Below are 16,764 nucleotides of genomic sequence, written 5' to 3' on the forward strand. Positions count from 1 at the left end.
AAAAAAGCTGGCTACTCGGTTAACATGGCCGGTTTGAACCCGATACCAAGGCCGCACCGTGTCATTTGGCCCTCCTGCTACGCGCCCCGTTCTGTTATTGACCGCCTTGTTGGGCGGGCCTTCAATGGCCGACGATCTGTTTGTCGACAGCCAGTCCCTGCCCCAGGTGCTCACCGCCACCCGGCTCAAACAGTCACCTGCCGCTGTACCTGGCAGCATGACCGTGCTCGACAGCGCGCTGATCCAAGCCAGCGGTGCCCGGGACATTCCCGAGTTACTGCGCCTGGTACCGGGGATGATGATCGGCTACGGCGCCAACAATCAGCCCACGGTCAACTACCACGGCAGCAACGTTAACGATGCCCGGCGCATGCAGGTGCTGATCGATGGGCGCTCGGTCTACCGTGCAGGCCTGGCCACCGTGGACTGGAGCGACATCCCCCTGGCAATGGAGGATATCGAGCGTATCGAAGTGTTCCGCGGGCCCAATACCGTCAGCTATGGCGCCAATGCCTTGATGGCGGTGGTCAACATCCTCACCCGCAAACCGGCTGACAGCCTGGGTACGCGCCTGAAAGTCACCCGTGGCCAACGCGGCATCAATGACTGGTACGCCAGCCAGGGCAGCGGCTGGGACGGTGGCGATCTGCGCCTGTCGTTGTCAGGCATGCAGGACGACGGCTTCGATGAAACCCTCAATGGCCAGGACTACCGCGACAGTCGCCGCCTCAACCGCCTGAACCTGGCGATAAGCCACGTGCTGGCCAGCAACCAGAGTCTGGATTGGCAATTTGCCGCCAAAGAGGGCAGCAACCAGCGCCCCTACACCTATCAGCCGGTGTTCTACGGCGTCACCGCCAGTGGTGACAACTCCGATGTCAACGCCAAGGACTATGCAGGTTCCGTGCGCTGGAACATTGATTTCAACCCAGAGCACAGCTTGTACCTGCAGGGTTCCGCCCAGCACTGGGATCGTCAGCAAGTCTGGCGTGCCTGTGATGCCGCGATTTCGTTCAGCCCGGAACTCACACGCCTGTGGCAGCTCAACCCGAACTACGCCGAGCGCGTGGCGCGTAATATTCGCGCACCGTTGCCCGCAGGCAGTGCTCAAGAGCGGGCCCTTGGCAGCCTGGTGCAGCAACAGTGGCGCAATGGCGGCTCCACACAGGTCTGCGGTGACATCGACCAGAGTACCCGCGAAACCCGCTACGACCTGGAGTTGCAGGATACCCTGAGCCTGTCCGACAACCTGCGCCTGGTCAGTGGTGCCAACTATCGCTACGACCGGGCTGACTCCCAGACCTATTTCAATGGCAGCCTGGACGACAGCACCTGGCGCCTGTTCGGCCACCTGGAGTGGCGCGCCGACCAGCACTGGGTACTCCAGGGCGGGGCCATGTACGAAGATGCACGGCTATCTGGCAGCTCGCTCACCCCACGCCTGGCCGTGAACTACCTGATCACCCCGCGTCACGGTTTGCGTGCGGTGTATTCTGAAGCCGTGCGTTCACCGGACATGTTCGAGAACAACGTCAACTGGAGCTATCGGGTCAACAACCTGACCCCTGGCGCATTCGGCCAGAACAGTGCCCAGTATTTCGTTAAAACCCGCGGGCCGGGCGACCTGGAGCAGGAGCGGATGCGTTCGCGGGAACTGGGCTACAACGGTTACTTCGCGGATGCCGACCTCAGTGTTGATATAAAACTGTTCTACGACGAAATTACCGGCATGATCAGCGAGCCACTGCGCAACAACCAATACATTGCCAGTAACAGCAACAAGGCTCGTTTCAGTGGCACTGAGGGGCAAATGGATTGGCACCTGAGCCCTGCCGATCGCTTTCGCCTGACCTACGCCCATGTCGATGCCTGGGCCAGTAACCCCGCTGACCGCCGCCTGAGCGCGCACAACAGCGGATCAGCAGGCTGGTTGCGCGATTGGGGGCAAGGCTGGTCCAGCGCCCTCTTCTACTACGGTGACGATGAACTGAATCAATACCGCTTCGAGCGCCTCGATTTACGCGTGGCCAAACGCTTGCAATGGGACCGTACGCAGCTTGAGCTGGCGGGCGTAGTGCAACAGCGCCTGGATGATGAACCCACCACCTACGCCAACAACCGCTACGACAGCCGTCATGTCATGTATTTCAGTGCGGAGCTGGCGTTCTGATGCGCATTCTACGGTGCTGGCTGTTACTGGCCTGCCTGTGGTCGTCAGGCCTGCTGTCGGCCAGTGAAATCCTGCTCACCGGCAGCCAGGACAGCCCCGGCGTGGAGCATTTTGTCCAGGCCCTGCGTGAGCGTCGCCCCGCCGACACTGTGCACTTCGTGCCGGTCAATGAGCTGGCTCGCCCCTCCCGGCTGAACCCGGCCACTCGCCTGATTTTGCTCGATGGTGCCGGCCTTGAATGGCGCTTGAGCGAAGCGCCCGGCCCTCCAGCACTGGCGTTGCGCGTCAGCCGGGTACAAGCCGAACAGCGTCTGGGGCGATTGCGCCCAGCCTACCTGAGCCTGCTATGGAGCGACCCGCCCCTGGATCGCCAGTTGCGTTTGACCCGCTACCTGTTGCCTGAGGCCCGGCGCGTCGGCGTGCTCTATGCCGAGCACAGCCTGTTTTTGATCGACGAACTGCGCCGCGCGGCGAAACCCATGGGCCTTGAAATCATCGCCCAGGCCTGGCCTGACCTGCGCGACAGCCGCCCGCTACATGACCTGTTGCAACAAAGCGATGTGTTGCTGGGCATCGATGACCCACAGCTATACAACTCCAAGACCGCGAAAAACCTGCTGCTAAGCAGCTACGGCCGGCAAATGGCGCTGATCGGCCCCAACGCCGGATTCGTCCGCGCAGGCGCGCTGGCCAGCACCTTGAGCAACCAGGACGACTGGCTGGCGATCCTCGACCGCCTGCTTGATCAAGCGCCTGCCCGCTGGCCGCGCACGCTGTACCCCGACCGTTTCAGTGTCATCGGCAACCAGCAGGTTGCCCGTGCCCTGGGCATCGAGACCATCGACCCCGAAGGCGCCGCCCTGGCGTTGGCCGAAGGAGAACGCAGACCATGAGGCGTCGCCTGAGCTGGGACATCCATACCCGTACGCAAATCATCAGCCTGGGGCCTGCCCTGTTGCTGACGCTGCTGCTGATCAGCTTCTTTACCTTCGTGCGCATCCAGGATCTGCGTCAGGAGCTCAACCACACCGGCCAATTGATTGCCAATCAGTTGGCACCGGCGTCGGAGTACGGCGTCATTGCCGGCAACGACGAAGTGCTCGAAAGCCTGATGCGCGCGACCTTGAGCATCCCCCACGTACGCTTTCTCGAAGTGCAGGACAGCAGCAACCATATTCTGGTGTATGTCGAGCAACCGGATGAGCACGACAACCGCACCCAACAAGTTGAAGTGTTCCAGGCGCCCATTCGCCTGCAACAGATCCGCCTGGACAACGACTTCCTGCACAACGGCCGGCAACCGCTGAAGAACGTCGGCGACGACTACCTGGGCAGGGTCATCGTTGGCATGTCCAATGACGCGTTCAGCGAACGCCAGCAGGAGATCCTCATCAAGGCCGCCATTCTTGCCTTGTTCGCCCTGCTGTTCACCTTTTTGCTGGCCCGTCGCCTGGCTCGCAGCCTGGCCAAGCCGATCAGTGACATGGGCCATGCGGTCAAGGCCATCCAGCAAGGTGACTTCAACGCCCCGTTGCCGGTAGTCGATGACAGCGAGCTTGGCCATCTGGCCCGCCACATCAACAACCTGGCCTGTGCCTTGGCGCAAGCCAGCCGCGAACAGCAGCAGGCCATGTCGCAGTTGATCCAGGCCCGTGAAGAGGCCGAACAGGCAAACAGGGCCAAGTCCGACTTCCTGGCGATGATGAGCCATGAGCTGCGCACGCCCATGAACGGTGTGCTGGGCATGCTGCAGTTGCTGGAAACCACAGCACTGAGCGATGAGCAGGCCGAATACACGGCGGTGGCCAGCGAATCGACAGGGCATTTGCTCAAGGTCATCAACGATATTCTCGACTTCTCGCGCATCGAGCGTACCAACCTTGAGCTTGAGCACATCGACTTCAACCTGGGCGAGCTGATCGGTAGCAGCGTACAGTCCTTCCAGCACCTGGCCGCGCAGCGCGGCTTGAGCCTGACCCTGCACTTACCGCCGGGCATCGGCCAGCTTCAGGTGATTGGCGACCCGACCCGCATCCGCCAGATCCTGCTCAACCTGGTGGGTAATGCGTTGAAATTCACCGAACAGGGCAGCGTGCGCATCGAGCCACGCTGGCAAGTGCTCGACCGCCAGCTGATCTGGTTTGCCTGCGCCGTGCATGACACCGGCATCGGCATCGACAACGAGCGCCTGGAGACCATGTTCGTCGCCTTCCAGCAGGCCGACAGTTCGATTTCCCGGCGGTATGGTGGCACCGGCCTGGGCCTGTCGATTGCCCGCACACTGGCAGAACGTATGGGCGGTACCTTGCGCGGTGAAAGCCGTGAAGGCCAGGGTTCAACTTTTACCTTGGAAATGCCGCTGGCGCTGTCGGCCCGCCAGACGCCAGGCCTGACCAACCAGCACCACGCACGCGAGGACGACGGTCAGGGTCGGCGCATCCTGTTGGTGGAGGACAATCCGGTCAATCAGACAGTGATTGCTGCCATGTTGCGCAGCTTAGGTTTTGAGGTGCACATTGCCGCCGACGGTGCCCAGGCGGTATCGCACGTGTCGCGCCAGCGTTTTGCCGCCACTTTGATGGACTGCCGCTTACCCATTATTGACGGCTACGAAGCAACCCGACGCATTCGCCAGCTGCCGCAGGCCGCGGCCATGCCGATCATCGCCTTGACTGCCAATGCCCTGCAGGGCGACCGTGAGCGCTGCCTGAATGCGGGGATGAACGATTACCTGGCCAAGCCGTTCAAACGCACTGACCTGCAGCAAATTCTGCAGCGTTGGCTGCCCGGTCAGTCAGCTGCGACTGGCGATTAATGTGAAATTACGGCAGTCTTATGAACTGGACAGGCTCATCAAAAGGCCTGAAAATAAAATTTCAGTGCACAAGTGTACTTCTTTGACCCGTGCGCTGTGACTTTCACTACAACGCAATAGTCTATGTGTAGGCTGCCGCCCCAAGCACAAGCGTTTTGGGTCGGTCGGGAAGATTTGCCCCCCCTGCCACACGGGGATTATTGAGGAGCTCGCATGACCAAACAAAACGCCTTTACTCGGGAAGACCTGCTGCGCTGCAGTCGCGGTGAGCTGTTCGGCCCAGGTAACGCGCAACTGCCCGCCCCGAACATGCTGATGGTGGATCGCATCACCCATATCAGCGAAGAGGGTGGCAAGTACGGCAAAGGTGAATTGGTCGCCGAGCTGGATATCACTCCGGACCTGTGGTTCTTCGCCTGCCACTTCGAAGGTGATCCGGTCATGCCGGGCTGCCTGGGCCTTGACGCCATGTGGCAGCTGGTTGGCTTCTTCCTCGGCTGGCAGGGCTTGCCAGGTCGCGGTCGCGCCCTGGGCTCCGGCGAGGTCAAATTCTTTGGCCAGGTTCTGCCAGAGGCCAAGAAAGTCACGTACAACATTCACATCAAGCGCGTCCTGAAGGGCAAGCTGAACATGGCCATCGCCGATGGCTCGGTCAGTGTCGACGGTCGCGAGATCTACACCGCCGAAGGCCTTCGGGTCGGCGTATTCACCTCCACTGACAACTTCTAAGGGTTATCCGCATGCGCCGCGTCGTTATCACTGGTCTGGGCATTGTTTCGTGCCTGGGCAATGACAAAGAGACCGTCTCCGCCAACCTGCGTGCAAGCCGCCCTGGCATCCGTTTCAATCCGGAATATGCCGAAATGGGTCTGCGTAGCCAGGTTTCCGGCTCCATTGACCTCAACCTTGAAGAACTGATCGACCGTAAGGTTTTCCGTTTTGTGGGTCACGCCGCTGCCTACGCCTACCTGGCCATGGCCGACGCGATCAAGGATTCGGGCCTGACCGAAGAACAGGTGTCCAACCCGCGTACCGGCCTGATCGCCGGCAGCGGCGGCGCGTCGACCCTGAACCAGATGGAAGCGCTGGACATCCTGCGTGAAAAAGGCGTCAAGCGTGTTGGCCCGTATCGTGTCACCCGCACCATGAGCAGCACCGTGTCGGCGTGCCTGGCCACTCCGTTCAAGATCAAGGGTCTGAACTACTCCATCGCCTCGGCGTGTGCCACCAGTGCTCACTGCATCGGTACCGCGATGGAACAGATCCAGATGGGCAAACAAGACATCGTTTTCGCCGGTGGCGGTGAAGAAGAGCACTGGAGCCAGTCGTTCCTGTTCGACGCAATGGGCGCACTGTCCAGCAAGCGTAACGACACCCCGGAAAAAGCCTCCCGCGCCTACGATGCTGACCGTGACGGCTTCGTCATTGCTGGCGGTGGCGGTATGGTCGTGGTTGAAGAGCTGGAGCACGCGCTGGCCCGTGGCGCAAAAATCTACGCCGAAATCGTTGGCTACGGCGCTACCTCCGACGGCTACGACATGGTTGCGCCGAGCGGTGAAGGCGCCATCCGCTGCATGCAGATGGCCATGTCCACTGTCGACGCACCTATCGACTACCTGAACACCCACGGCACTTCGACCCCGGTCGGTGACGTCGCCGAAATCAAGGGCGTTCGCGCGGTGTTTGGCGGCAAGGCTCCGGCCATCAGCTCGACCAAGAGCCTGTCCGGTCACTCCCTGGGCGCTGCCGGCGTTCACGAAGCGATCTACTGCCTGCTGATGATGGAAGGCAACTTCATTGCCGGTTCCGCCAACATCGACGAGCTGGACCCTGAAGTAGCCGATCTGCCAATCCTGACCAAAACCCAGGAAAACGCCAAGATCGACACCGTGATGAGCAACAGCTTCGGCTTCGGTGGCACCAACGCTACCCTGGTGCTCAAGCGCTGGGAAGGCAAATAAGGGCTAACCCCCTGATGCTCAAACGCCCCGACTCGTCGGGGCGTTTTTGTTTCTGCCTTGTGGGAGCGGGCTTGCCCCGCGATTGCGGTGTGTCAGCTGCATCGCAATCGCGGGGCAAGCCCGCTCCTACAGGGTTACACCGAAAACCGCCCTACCAGGCCATTCAGCTCGATGGCCAACTGCGACAAGGTATGGCTGGCGGCGTTGGTCTGGTTGGCACCCGCTGAGGTTTGCAGCGCCAGGTCGCGGATGTTGGTCAGGTTTCGATCCACCTCCCGCGCCACTTGCGCCTGTTGCTCGGAAGCGCTTGCAATCACCAGGTTACGCTCATTGATCAAGCTGATCGCTGCAGCGATTTCTTCCAGCGCCGCACCCGCGGCATGCGCCCCGTCCAGGGTGACACGCGCACGCTCGTTACTCTGCTGCATTCCTTCCACAGCCCGATCAGTGCCCTGTTGGATGCCACTGATCATCTGCTCGATTTCTCGGGTCGACTGCTGCGTGCGATGCGCCAGGGCCCGCACCTCATCAGCCACAACAGCAAAGCCACGCCCGGCATCGCCTGCACGCGCAGCTTCGATAGCGGCGTTAAGGGCCAAGAGATTGGTTTGCTCGGCGATGGCGCCGATCACGTCCAGCACTTTGGTAATGCCGTGTACCTGCTGCGCCAACTGTCCGACCTCCTCAGCGTTGGAGGTCACCCCGGCCGCCAGGGATTCGATCGAGGCGACGGTCAAGCGCACCTGCTCACGCCCCTGACGAGCAATCCGGTCCGACTCGCGGGAAGCTTCAGAAGTGGCCACCGCATTACTCGCCACCTCTTCCACGGCTGTGGTCATCTGGTTGACCGCCGTGGCCGCCTGCTCGATTTCCTGACTCTGCTGCATCAGGCCGCGCGTCGCGTCTTCTGTTACCGCGCTGAGCTCTTCGGATGCCGAAGCCAACTGACTGGACGAGTCGGAAATTCGCCCGATGGTGTCGCGCAGGCTCTGCTGCATCTGCTTGAGCGCCGCCAACAGCCGCGCCGGCTCATCCGAACCATGAACGGCAATCTGAGGCGTGAGATCACCGGTAGCCACCACCTCGGCTACCTGTAACGACTGCGCCAGCGGCTGGACGATGCTGCGGGTCAGCGTCAGCGCCAGGATCACGGTGACCACCAGCGCGCCGAGCAACAGCGCGATCACCCAAACCCGAGCGTTGCTGTACACCGCCGCAGCCTGGTCAGTAGCGATATTGGCGTGCTGGTTGTTGAGCGCAATCAACTCATTGAGCGTGGAGGTCAGTTGGTCGGCCAACTGGTTCATCTCGCCATTGACCAACGTAACTGCGGCGTCGACCTGCCCTTGTTCAGACCGCTCCATCACCTGAGCCTGCAAGGCCAGGTACTGCCGCTCAAGCTGCAAGAAGCGGTCGAACAAGGTCTGCTCTTCGGGCAGCACGATCAGCGCCTGGTACTGCTGCTGTGCCTTACCCAGGCCAGCCCTGAGGTCGGCAATGCGTGCCTTGTTCTGTTGCAGCGCCTGCGGATCACGATTGATCAGCAGGCGCAGGGTAAGCGCACGAATGCGCAAGGTATCCTGGGTCATTTGCCCGACAGCGATGACGCTGGGCAACCAGTTGCTGTCTACCTGCTCGGCCTGCTGGCGCATGCTGTTCATCTGCATCAGCGCAAAACCGCCCAGTGCAAACACCAACAACGCCACCAAACCAAACCCTAACGCCGCCCGAGGGGCGATATTCATACGTCTTAAGCTCATCTTCCGGCTCCTTCCAAAAGCGTCGTTGCTCTAGACGATATCGGCCTCTGGAAAATTTGCCTTAGACGAAAAGATGATATCAAAATGCCTGCTCATCGCGAGCGCAGGCGTGTTCACGCTCAACGCACGGTAAAGCGCTGCTCGGCGAGCAGGCGATCGCCCTGGAAGACCATGAAATGCCACTGCCCCGGCACCACTTCGTGGTTTTCGGTGAACTCGTAGGCCATGACGTCTTGGGCGGCGCCAGGGACTAGTTTCTGTACAACTTCAAACTTGTCATGACGTTTTCCGTCCGGCGTGCGCACCCCTGGCGTGAGGTACAACAAGGTCAACGGTGTGTCGTCCGCCACCTTGCCTTCCAGGCGATAGCGCATGCCAAACTTGCTGCCCAGACGCGCCGGGATCTGGTCGGTGTGCTGGATCGTCTGGTTGCTCTGGGTCAGCACCCGCTCGCCGGGTTGAAAGTTCTGGTGGCGGGTTTCGAACAAGCCGTACTCAACCGGCCCTTCTACCCGCACCTCGGCACTGGCCAGGCCACTGACCAGTAACAGACCGCACACCGCACTGCAACGACTGAAAAACATGACGCGCTCCATCAGGATTGATGGCGGCAGGCTATGACGTTGGCATGACAAGCTGATGACAACTGGAGTGCTGACTCATGCTTCACGGGTGTTTTTTCGGCAACACCGCCAGGAAGTTGTCCTGCGCAACTTTCTGCGCCACATCAGCGGGCAAAGCATCAAGGAAAGGATCGAAACCGTGCAACTGCTCGCCCAGGCTGTCAAACCGGCCTACCACATCAGACCCCAGCATAAAGCGCTCCGGGAAGCGTTTGACCAATGCAACCCACTCGTCTCTAGGCTTGCTCTGCTCATCCAGCAAGTACGGCTGAAGCACGCTCCACGACAGGTCTACATACAGATTGGGGTAGCTTTCAAGCAGGCGCGTCAGCGTTGGCAAGAGGAAGTCCATGTGCGTCTGGTGCCGGTGGATTTCCATGCTGGTGCCAGCATGCGCCCAGATAAATCGCGTGTGCGGGTGATTGCGCAGCGGTTCCTCGATTTCGGCCAGGTACAGCGGATTGCGCTCGCGCTTGGAAGTGAGGTTGGAGTGGATCAGGACGGGTAGATCCTTCTCCGCCGCCAAATGGTAGATACGGGTCATGGCTTCGTTGTTGGCCCGCGGTGTGTCGCCACTGGTGAGCGCCGTCAGGTCATCATGACGGGTAAACACTTCGCCAATACCCTGCCAAAGCCCCGGATACAGTTCGAGCATGCGCTCGATATGCGCCACGGCGTTCTTGTCTACCGGATTGAAACCGGTCAGAAACGGATGAAAACGTTCACGCTGCTCAGGCGGGAGTTTCGCCAATGCAGCGGCGACGTAGATATCGGTGGCGCTGTACCAATAGGCATCGGCGTCATCACCGGCGTAGTAGCGCGGGCGCTTGGGCTCATCTTCATGCCACTTTTTCGCCACTGCCACCCCGGAGATCATCGATTGATCGATGCGCGCCTTATCCATCGCCTTGAGCAGCGCCTGCATGCCTTCAGTTTCCTGAAAGAAGTCCACGTAGTGCAGGTGCGCATCACTGTAGCGGTAGTCGCGTGCCTGCACAGTTTGCAGGGTCAGCCCCAGCAGTACGATCCAGCCCAGTTGCCTGGCAAACATTACACGCTCCTTGTTGATGACTCAGACAGAGTAGACCGGCCAGGCCGCCGCACAGTTCAGGTGTCGGCCGTAACAGGTTATGCTCAAAGCCATCTTTCCTGGCCTGGAGCCCGCCGTGAGCACCCCTTTGGTCATCCGTCCCCGTGCCGAATCTGTTGAAGGCCAACCGATTTTACGTCCCCTGCCGTCTGCGCAGTGCCGCAGTGTCGGTCCCTTCGTGTTCTTCGATCACATGCTGGAAACCGATTACGCCCCCGGCAAAGGCGTGAACATTCGCCAGCACCCGCATATCGGCCTGTCCACCCTCACCTATCTGTTTGAGGGCGAGCTTCTGCACAAAGACAGCCTGGGCTCGGATCAACGGGTCAAGGCCGGCGATGTCAGTTGGATGACCGCCGGTAGCGCAATTGCCCATGTCGAGCGCACCCCGGCCGACTTGCTGGCCAATGGTTCACGCCTGCATGGTTTACAGATCTGGCTGGCCTCACCCAAAGACAAAGAACAGGGGCCCGGCCATTACAGCCACCACCCTGCTGCAACGTTGCCAGTCAGCGACAATCTGGGCGTACACATTCGCATGATTGCCGGCGAAGGCTTTTGCCTGCAGTCGCCGGTGCCGGTGCTGTCACCGACGCTCTATGCCCTGGTGCAGATGCAGGCTGCCACCACCCTGAACATTCCTGATGAGCATCAGGAGCGGGCGTTGTATGTACTGAGCGGTGAAGTCAGCCTGAATGACGAAGCCGTAGCACCCCACAGCCTGGTAGTGCTGCCTCCGGGTGAGGAGATGAGCCTGTACGCAGACAGTGAGAGCCAATTGGTGCTGTTCGGTGGTGCGCCGCTGGACGGACCACGGCGAATGAACTGGAACTTCGTGGCCAGTGATCCGACGCTGATCGATCAGGCGCGGGCGCGCTGGGCGGCGGGCGACTGGCCAAGCGTTCCGGGAGAAAGTGAACGGATCGAGTTGCCTTGAATATGATCGCGGGGCAAGCCCGCTCCCACCTGGATTTACAGACTGTGGGAGCGGGCTTGCCCCGCGATGCTTTTAAGCTTTGAACACTTCATCGAGCAAATTGAACATCGCCCGGAACGCCCGCTTGGAAGTGCGTGCGTCGTACTTCATCTTGCCGGGGATATTCGCTGCAGTATCGGTAAACGAGTGCACGGCACCGCCATAGCTGACCACTTGCCAGTCAACCTTGGCTGCATCCATTTCGGCTGCGAACGCAGGCAATTGCTCTGCAGGCACAAAAGGATCAGCCGCACCATGCAACACCAGCATCGAGGCCTTGACCTTGCCTTCCTGCGCTGGCAATGGCGTGTCGAGGGTACCGTGGAACGACACGGCAGCCTGTAGGCGACTGTCCTCACGGGCCAGCTCCAACGCACAGCAACCGCCAAAGCAGAAGCCGAAGGTCGCCAGCTTTCCAGGCTCCAGCACAGCACGGGACTGCCCCAGCAGCTGATCCAGGGCAGCCTTCAAGCGCTTGCGCAGCTCAACCCGGTCATCTTTGAGCGGGGTCATCGCAGCGCCTGCTTCGTCCATGTTCGAGGGCCGCAGGGTCTGCCCATAAATGTCAGCCAGCAACACCACATAACCTTGAGCAGCAACATCGCGGGCAATCCGCTCGGCGCCCTCACCCACCCCCATCCAGTTCGGGGCCATCAACAGACCCGGCTGCTCCCTGGCACCCTGGGTATAGAACAAACGACTCTCATAGGCTTTGCCGGCAACATGATAGACCAGCGATTCGACGGTTACCTTGCTCATGCACTTCTCCTTGCACCATGAAAAAAGCCCGCCGAAGCGGGCTTTCCTGCAACTACTTAAGCCGACAATTCGACCAGCAGCTTGTTCAGGCGACGAACGTAAGCCGCCGGGTCTTTCAGGCTGTCACCTGCCGCCAGCGCGGCCTGATCGAACAGGATGTGCGAGAAGTCGGCGAAACGGTCTTCGCTCTGCTCGTTATCCAGTTTCTCGATCAATGGGTGGGCCGGGTTGAATTCGAAGATCGGCTTGGAGTCCGGCACCTTTTGCCCGCTGGCTTCGAGGATCTGGCGCATTTGCAGGCCCAGGTCCTGTTCACCGATGGCCAGGATGGCAGGCGAGTCGGTCAGGCGATGCGACACACGCACTTCGCTGACGCTTTCACCCAGCGCGGCTTTCAAGCGCTCTACCAGGCCTTCTTTTTCCTTGGCGACTTCTTCCTGAGCTTTTTTGTCCTCTTCGGAGTCCAGTTTGCCCAGGTCAAGGTCACCGCGGGCGACGTCAACGAACTGCTTGCCGTCGAATTCGCTCAGGTAGCTCATCAGCCACTCGTCGATACGGTCGGTCAGCAGCAGCACTTCGATGCCTTTCTTGCGGAAGACTTCCAGGTGCGGGCTGTTCTTGACCTGCGCGTAGGATTCGCCGGTGAGGAAGTAGATCTTGTCCTGACCTTCCTTGGCACGTGCCAGGTAGTCAGCCAGCGACACGCTCTGCTCACCGCTGTCATCGCTGGTGGAGGCGAAACGCAGCAAGCCGGCAATTTTCTCTTTGTTGGCGAAATCTTCAGCCGGGCCTTCTTTCATCACCTGACCGAAGTTCTTCCAGAAGCCCTTGTACTGCTCAGGCTCGTTTTTCGCCAGCTTTTCAAGCATGTCGAGTACGCGCTTGGTCAGTGCCGACTTCATCGAATCGATGATCGGGTCTTTCTGCAGAATTTCCCGCGAGACGTTCAGCGACAGGTCGTTGGAGTCGACCACACCTTTGATGAAGCGCAGGTACAACGGCAGGAACGACTCAGCCTGGTCCATGACGAACACACGCTGCACATAGAGTTTCAGGCCACGAGGCGCTTCACGCTGGTACAGGTCGAACGGGGCACGGGCCGGCACGTAGAGCAGCGAGTTGTATTCGAGCTTGCCTTCAACCTTGTTGTGGCTCCAGGCCAGCGGGTTCTCAAAATCGTGGGCGATGTGCTTGTAGAACTCCTGGTACTCCTCGTCCTTGATCTCGGTACGCGGACGGGTCCACAGAGCGCTGGCGCGGTTGACGGTTTCCCACTCTTCAACAGGCTTTTCTTCGCCTTCAGCAGCTTCGACCTGTTTTGGCAGCTCGATTGGCAGGGCGATGTGATCGGAGTATTTCTTGATGATGTTGCGCAGGCGCCAGCCATCGGCGAACTCTTCTTCACCCTTCTTCAGGTGCAGAACGATGCGGGTACCGCGCTCAGCCTTGTCCAGGGTGGCCACTTCGAAGTCACCTTCGCCTTTGGACGACCAGTGCACGCCTTCGCTGATCGGCGCACCGGCACGACGACTGAACACGTCAACCTTGTCGGCAACGATGAATGCCGAGTAGAAGCCCACACCGAACTGACCGATCAGGTGCGAATCTTTTTTCTGGTCGCCTGTCAGGTTTTTCATGAAATCGGCAGTGCCAGACTTGGCGATTGTACCCAGATGGGTGATCACGTCCTCGCGGTTCATGCCGATACCGTTGTCTTCGAGGGTGACGGTGTTGGCGTCCTTGTCGAAGCTGACGCGAATTTTCAACTCAGCGCCGCCTTCGAGCAGCTCAGGCTTGGCCAGTGCTTCGAAGCGCAGCTTGTCGACCGCGTCGGAGGCATTGGAAATCAGCTCCCGCAGGAAAATTTCCTTGTTCGAATACAGGGAATGGATCATGAGGTGCAGCAGCTGCTTTACCTCGGTCTGGAAGCCCAGGGTTTCTTTTTGAGTTTCCACACTCATGGTCTTCAACACTCCAATCTGGTGACAGTTGTCGCTCGGCAGGCGGACACATCGGCCCTGGCCTGCTTTCACGGCGGGATGCAATGCAAATGGGGGCGCGAGAGGCTATTTCAAGGGCACACTCATTTCTTCGATTTTGAAATGTGCGCGCGCCGTGGCGATGGCCTCTCCCTCATTGCCCTGCCAGGCGGTGATGGCCACGTTGGTCACCCGTCGGCCCTGACGCCACAACTGGCAGCGGGCATAGGTGTCGCGAAATTGCCCAGCACGCAGGTAGTCGATGGAGAAATCAATGATTTTAGGAACCGTTGCACTTTCACTGAATATCATCAGGTACAAGGCTGCCGACAACTCCATGAACCCGGCGATCACGCCGCCATGGATCGCCGGCAGCAATGGATTACCGATGTTGTCGCGATTGGCGGGTAAACAGAACAGCAGGTCATCCCCGTCACGACTGCACTGGATGCCGATCAATCCGGCGTAAGGGATCAACGCCAACAGTGGCTGGTAGTTGCCTTCTGCATGAGCCCGAAGTAGCTGCTGGTGCACTTCTGGCGAAATCATTGGTCACGCTCCTTCAACGCCTTGCCAAAATTCAGCCCACCCTTGACTCCCTTGCCCAGGCGCATGAAGGTACCGACCACGTGCGCGATCGGCTGCTCAGGGTCGTCCTGATACGCCATGCCGCGGGTGAAGATCACATCCCGGGTGACCCGATAACACTCTGCACGACCATAGATGTCTTGCCCGGCTTTGGCCGGGTGCATGTAGTCAATACGCAAGTCCAGGGTCGGGCAAACCTCGAACTCGGCCAACGCCGAAAGCGTGGCCATGCCGCAGGTGGTATCCATCAGCGTGGTCAATGCCCCACCGTGAATTGCGCCTGTATACGGATTGCCGACGATCATTGGCGAATAAGGCAGTACCAGGGTCATGCCCTGGGCATCGGTATGTTCCACACGCATCTTTAGTACTTGGCAATGAGGCAGCGCGGACAGGAATCGCTCTGCCATGGCCTTCAATGGCGTCTTGTTCATATCACTAAGGCCCCTGTGGTTATTATGTCAATGCACAAGCCTAGAAAAAAGTCTATATAGATCCAGTACTTATATATCTGTAAAGTACATGGAACTTCTATCCGTTACTTGAGCTCAAAGGAACAAGTAACTTATCCCCAAGGAGAAACACCCATGCGTAAACCTTTTGCTTTTGCCGTAATGCTGGCCGCCGCCCTGGGTCTCGCTGCTTGCGATAAAGCCAGCGAAGACAAGGCTCAGGATGCTGCGCAACACACCGAAAACGCCCAGCAAAAGATGGACGAAGCTCAGGATAAAGTGAACGAAGCTGCAAAAGAAAACGCTGAAGCTGCCAAAGACAGTGCTGAAGCGCAACAGAAAGCCGCTGAAGAAGCTGCCAAAGAAGCCGCTCCTGCTGCTCCTGCCGCCCCGGCAGAAGCCACTCCTGCTGAGCCTGCTAAATAAGCACGCACAGTGGAATGAAAAAACCCGACAACTGTCGGGTTTTTTTATGCGTGCATTCTTTGACGTTACCGGTTCAGTTAATAGCGGTCTCTTTGCTGGTTTCCGCTATTGGTGCCTCCGTCGGGGTAAACACCATTACATCCAGTACATCGGAATGAAACTCTCGGCGATACAGTACCAGGACAACGCCTGCACTCATCAGCATGAACAACCAGGGGCTGATAAACCAACTGAGCATGGCCATGCCGAAGTAATACGAGCGCAAGCCGAAGTTGAACTGGTTGGCAGCCATCGAGATCACGCGCGCAGCCCGCTGGGCAAACGCCTTGCGCTCCAGCTCACTGACATGACGCTCCCCCACCATCGGTGCCGAACCCACCAGCACCGCAGCAAAGTTGTATTGGCGCATACACCAGCTGAAGGTGAAAAAGGCATAGACAAACACGGTGGCCAGGCACAGCAGCTTGATTTCCGACATACCCTGGGTGGCCTGCTGAACCAATGGCAGATCCGCCAGTAGTGACACGGCGCGATCAGATGCGCCGAGCACAGTCAGGATACCGGCCAGAATAATCAGGGTGCTGGAGGCAAAGAATGAGGCGTTGCGCTCAAGGTTGCCGATCACACTGGCATCCGCGATGCGGTTATCACGCATCAGCATGCGACGCATCCAGTCTTCACGGTACAAGTGCAGCACACTGGCCAGGCATGCCGTGTCTCGACCCTTCCAGGTGGCGTAGCGGGTATAGCCGCCCCAGCAGACCACAAACCAGATGGCCGCCAGCAGGTGAATCAGGTTGTTTTGAATGAAACTCATCTGAAGTCCTGGTAAAGAATTGCATGCACATTAAAGCGCATTGACCGGTTTTCGACGCTTATCCAAAGAAAAAGACACGTCTGGCGTCAAGAAACAAAAAAGGTTCACCACGGATTAGCGGGGAAGAGTTGGCTTTGGCTTTGTTTTTGAGAGCGGTGAGTTGGACCTGCCCCATCAATACGGGCGCCAAGAAGCTGGTTATTTGTCCGACTGCTTTAAGCTTTTGGCATATTCGCCTGGAGGGCTTATCTCGGTAGGAGCGGGCTTGCCCCGCGAAGCGATTTAGCATGCAAAACCCAATCGCGGGGCAAGCCCGCTCCCACTGATAGGGCGGAACGGATAAACATC

At 59.2% G+C, this 16,764-nt stretch carries 15 protein-coding genes; 7 read left to right on the top strand and 8 right to left on the bottom strand.

Translation table 11 applies throughout. The features are described 5' to 3' along the window. Positions 1–58: 58 nt before the first annotated feature. From E1573_RS24750 to fabB, 5 genes are all read left to right on the top strand, one after another. Positions 59–2,170, top strand: coding sequence for a TonB-dependent siderophore receptor (locus E1573_RS24750; protein WP_256659614.1), 2,112 nt, complete (start codon positions 59–61; stop codon positions 2,168–2,170). Further along, complete coding sequence (locus E1573_RS24755) at positions 2,170–3,063, top strand: ABC transporter substrate-binding protein (RefSeq protein ID WP_371925229.1); 894 nt, start codon at positions 2,170–2,172, stop codon at positions 3,061–3,063. The genes E1573_RS24750 and E1573_RS24755 overlap by 1 nt, the downstream gene beginning before the upstream one ends. After that, entirely contained in the window at positions 3,060–4,985 is a 1,926-nt protein-coding gene (locus E1573_RS24760) for an ATP-binding protein (protein ID WP_133217161.1), read from the top strand. The genes E1573_RS24755 and E1573_RS24760 overlap by 4 nt, the downstream gene beginning before the upstream one ends. 213 nt (positions 4,986–5,198) lie before the next feature. Next, a complete protein-coding gene (gene fabA, locus E1573_RS24765) occupies positions 5,199–5,714 on the top strand; it encodes a 3-hydroxyacyl-[acyl-carrier-protein] dehydratase FabA (RefSeq protein WP_133217162.1) in 516 nt (171 codons plus the stop codon). Positions 5,715–5,725: 11 nt separating this feature from the next. Beyond that, positions 5,726–6,946, top strand: a complete 1,221-nt coding sequence (gene fabB, locus E1573_RS24770) for a beta-ketoacyl-ACP synthase I (protein ID WP_133217163.1) — start codon at positions 5,726–5,728, stop codon at positions 6,944–6,946. 134 nt (positions 6,947–7,080) lie between these two features. Here the strand turns inward: fabB and E1573_RS24775 are convergent, their stop codons facing one another. The 3 genes from E1573_RS24775 to E1573_RS24785 form a co-directional block, all read right to left on the bottom strand. Further along, positions 7,081–8,706: a methyl-accepting chemotaxis protein gene (locus E1573_RS24775; RefSeq protein WP_133217164.1), complete on the bottom strand. Its 1,626-nt coding sequence runs from the start codon at positions 8,704–8,706 to the stop codon at positions 7,081–7,083. 119 nt (positions 8,707–8,825) lie between these two features. Then, entirely contained in the window at positions 8,826–9,290 is a 465-nt protein-coding gene (locus tag E1573_RS24780) for a DUF3859 domain-containing protein (RefSeq protein ID WP_133217165.1), read from the bottom strand. Between the two features lie 82 nt (positions 9,291–9,372). After that, positions 9,373–10,380, bottom strand: a complete 1,008-nt coding sequence (locus E1573_RS24785) for an amidohydrolase family protein (RefSeq protein ID WP_133217167.1) — start codon at positions 10,378–10,380, stop codon at positions 9,373–9,375. A 115-nt stretch (positions 10,381–10,495) separates the two neighbouring features. Here E1573_RS24785 and E1573_RS24790 point away from each other — a divergent pair, with 115 nt between their 5' ends. Continuing rightward, entirely contained in the window at positions 10,496–11,356 is an 861-nt protein-coding gene (locus E1573_RS24790; RefSeq protein ID WP_133217168.1) for a pirin family protein, read from the top strand. A gap of 72 nt (positions 11,357–11,428) precedes the next feature. On the opposite strand, the gene E1573_RS24795 is transcribed toward E1573_RS24790, so the two are convergent. The 4 genes from E1573_RS24795 to E1573_RS24810 form a co-directional block, all read right to left on the bottom strand. Then, on the bottom strand, positions 11,429–12,154 hold the full coding sequence (locus tag E1573_RS24795; protein ID WP_133217169.1) for a dienelactone hydrolase family protein: 726 nt from the start codon (positions 12,152–12,154) through the stop codon (positions 11,429–11,431). Positions 12,155–12,210: 56 nt separating this feature from the next. Further along, positions 12,211–14,115: a molecular chaperone HtpG gene (gene htpG, locus E1573_RS24800; RefSeq protein WP_133217170.1), complete on the bottom strand. Its 1,905-nt coding sequence runs from the start codon at positions 14,113–14,115 to the stop codon at positions 12,211–12,213. A 105-nt stretch (positions 14,116–14,220) separates the two neighbouring features. Next, a complete protein-coding gene (locus E1573_RS24805; RefSeq protein ID WP_133217171.1) occupies positions 14,221–14,682 on the bottom strand; it encodes a PaaI family thioesterase in 462 nt (153 codons plus the stop codon). Further along, positions 14,679–15,155 (bottom strand): PaaI family thioesterase, encoded by a 477-nt coding sequence (locus E1573_RS24810; protein ID WP_133217173.1) that lies wholly within the window; start codon positions 15,153–15,155, stop codon positions 14,679–14,681. The genes E1573_RS24805 and E1573_RS24810 overlap by 4 nt, the downstream gene beginning before the upstream one ends. Before the next feature lie 153 nt (positions 15,156–15,308). Here E1573_RS24810 and E1573_RS24815 point away from each other — a divergent pair, with 153 nt between their 5' ends. Next, complete coding sequence (locus E1573_RS24815) at positions 15,309–15,599, top strand: hypothetical protein (protein ID WP_133217182.1); 291 nt, start codon at positions 15,309–15,311, stop codon at positions 15,597–15,599. Positions 15,600–15,672: 73 nt separating this feature from the next. Here E1573_RS24815 and E1573_RS24820 read toward each other — a convergent pair whose 3' ends face one another. After that, positions 15,673–16,416 (bottom strand): DUF599 domain-containing protein, encoded by a 744-nt coding sequence (locus E1573_RS24820; RefSeq protein WP_133217175.1) that lies wholly within the window; start codon positions 16,414–16,416, stop codon positions 15,673–15,675. Positions 16,417–16,764: the final 348 nt, after the last annotated feature.

Origin of the sequence: Pseudomonas sp. H9 (assembly GCF_004353925.1) — a bacterium.
Taxonomy (GTDB): Bacteria; Pseudomonadota; Gammaproteobacteria; order Pseudomonadales; family Pseudomonadaceae; genus Aquipseudomonas.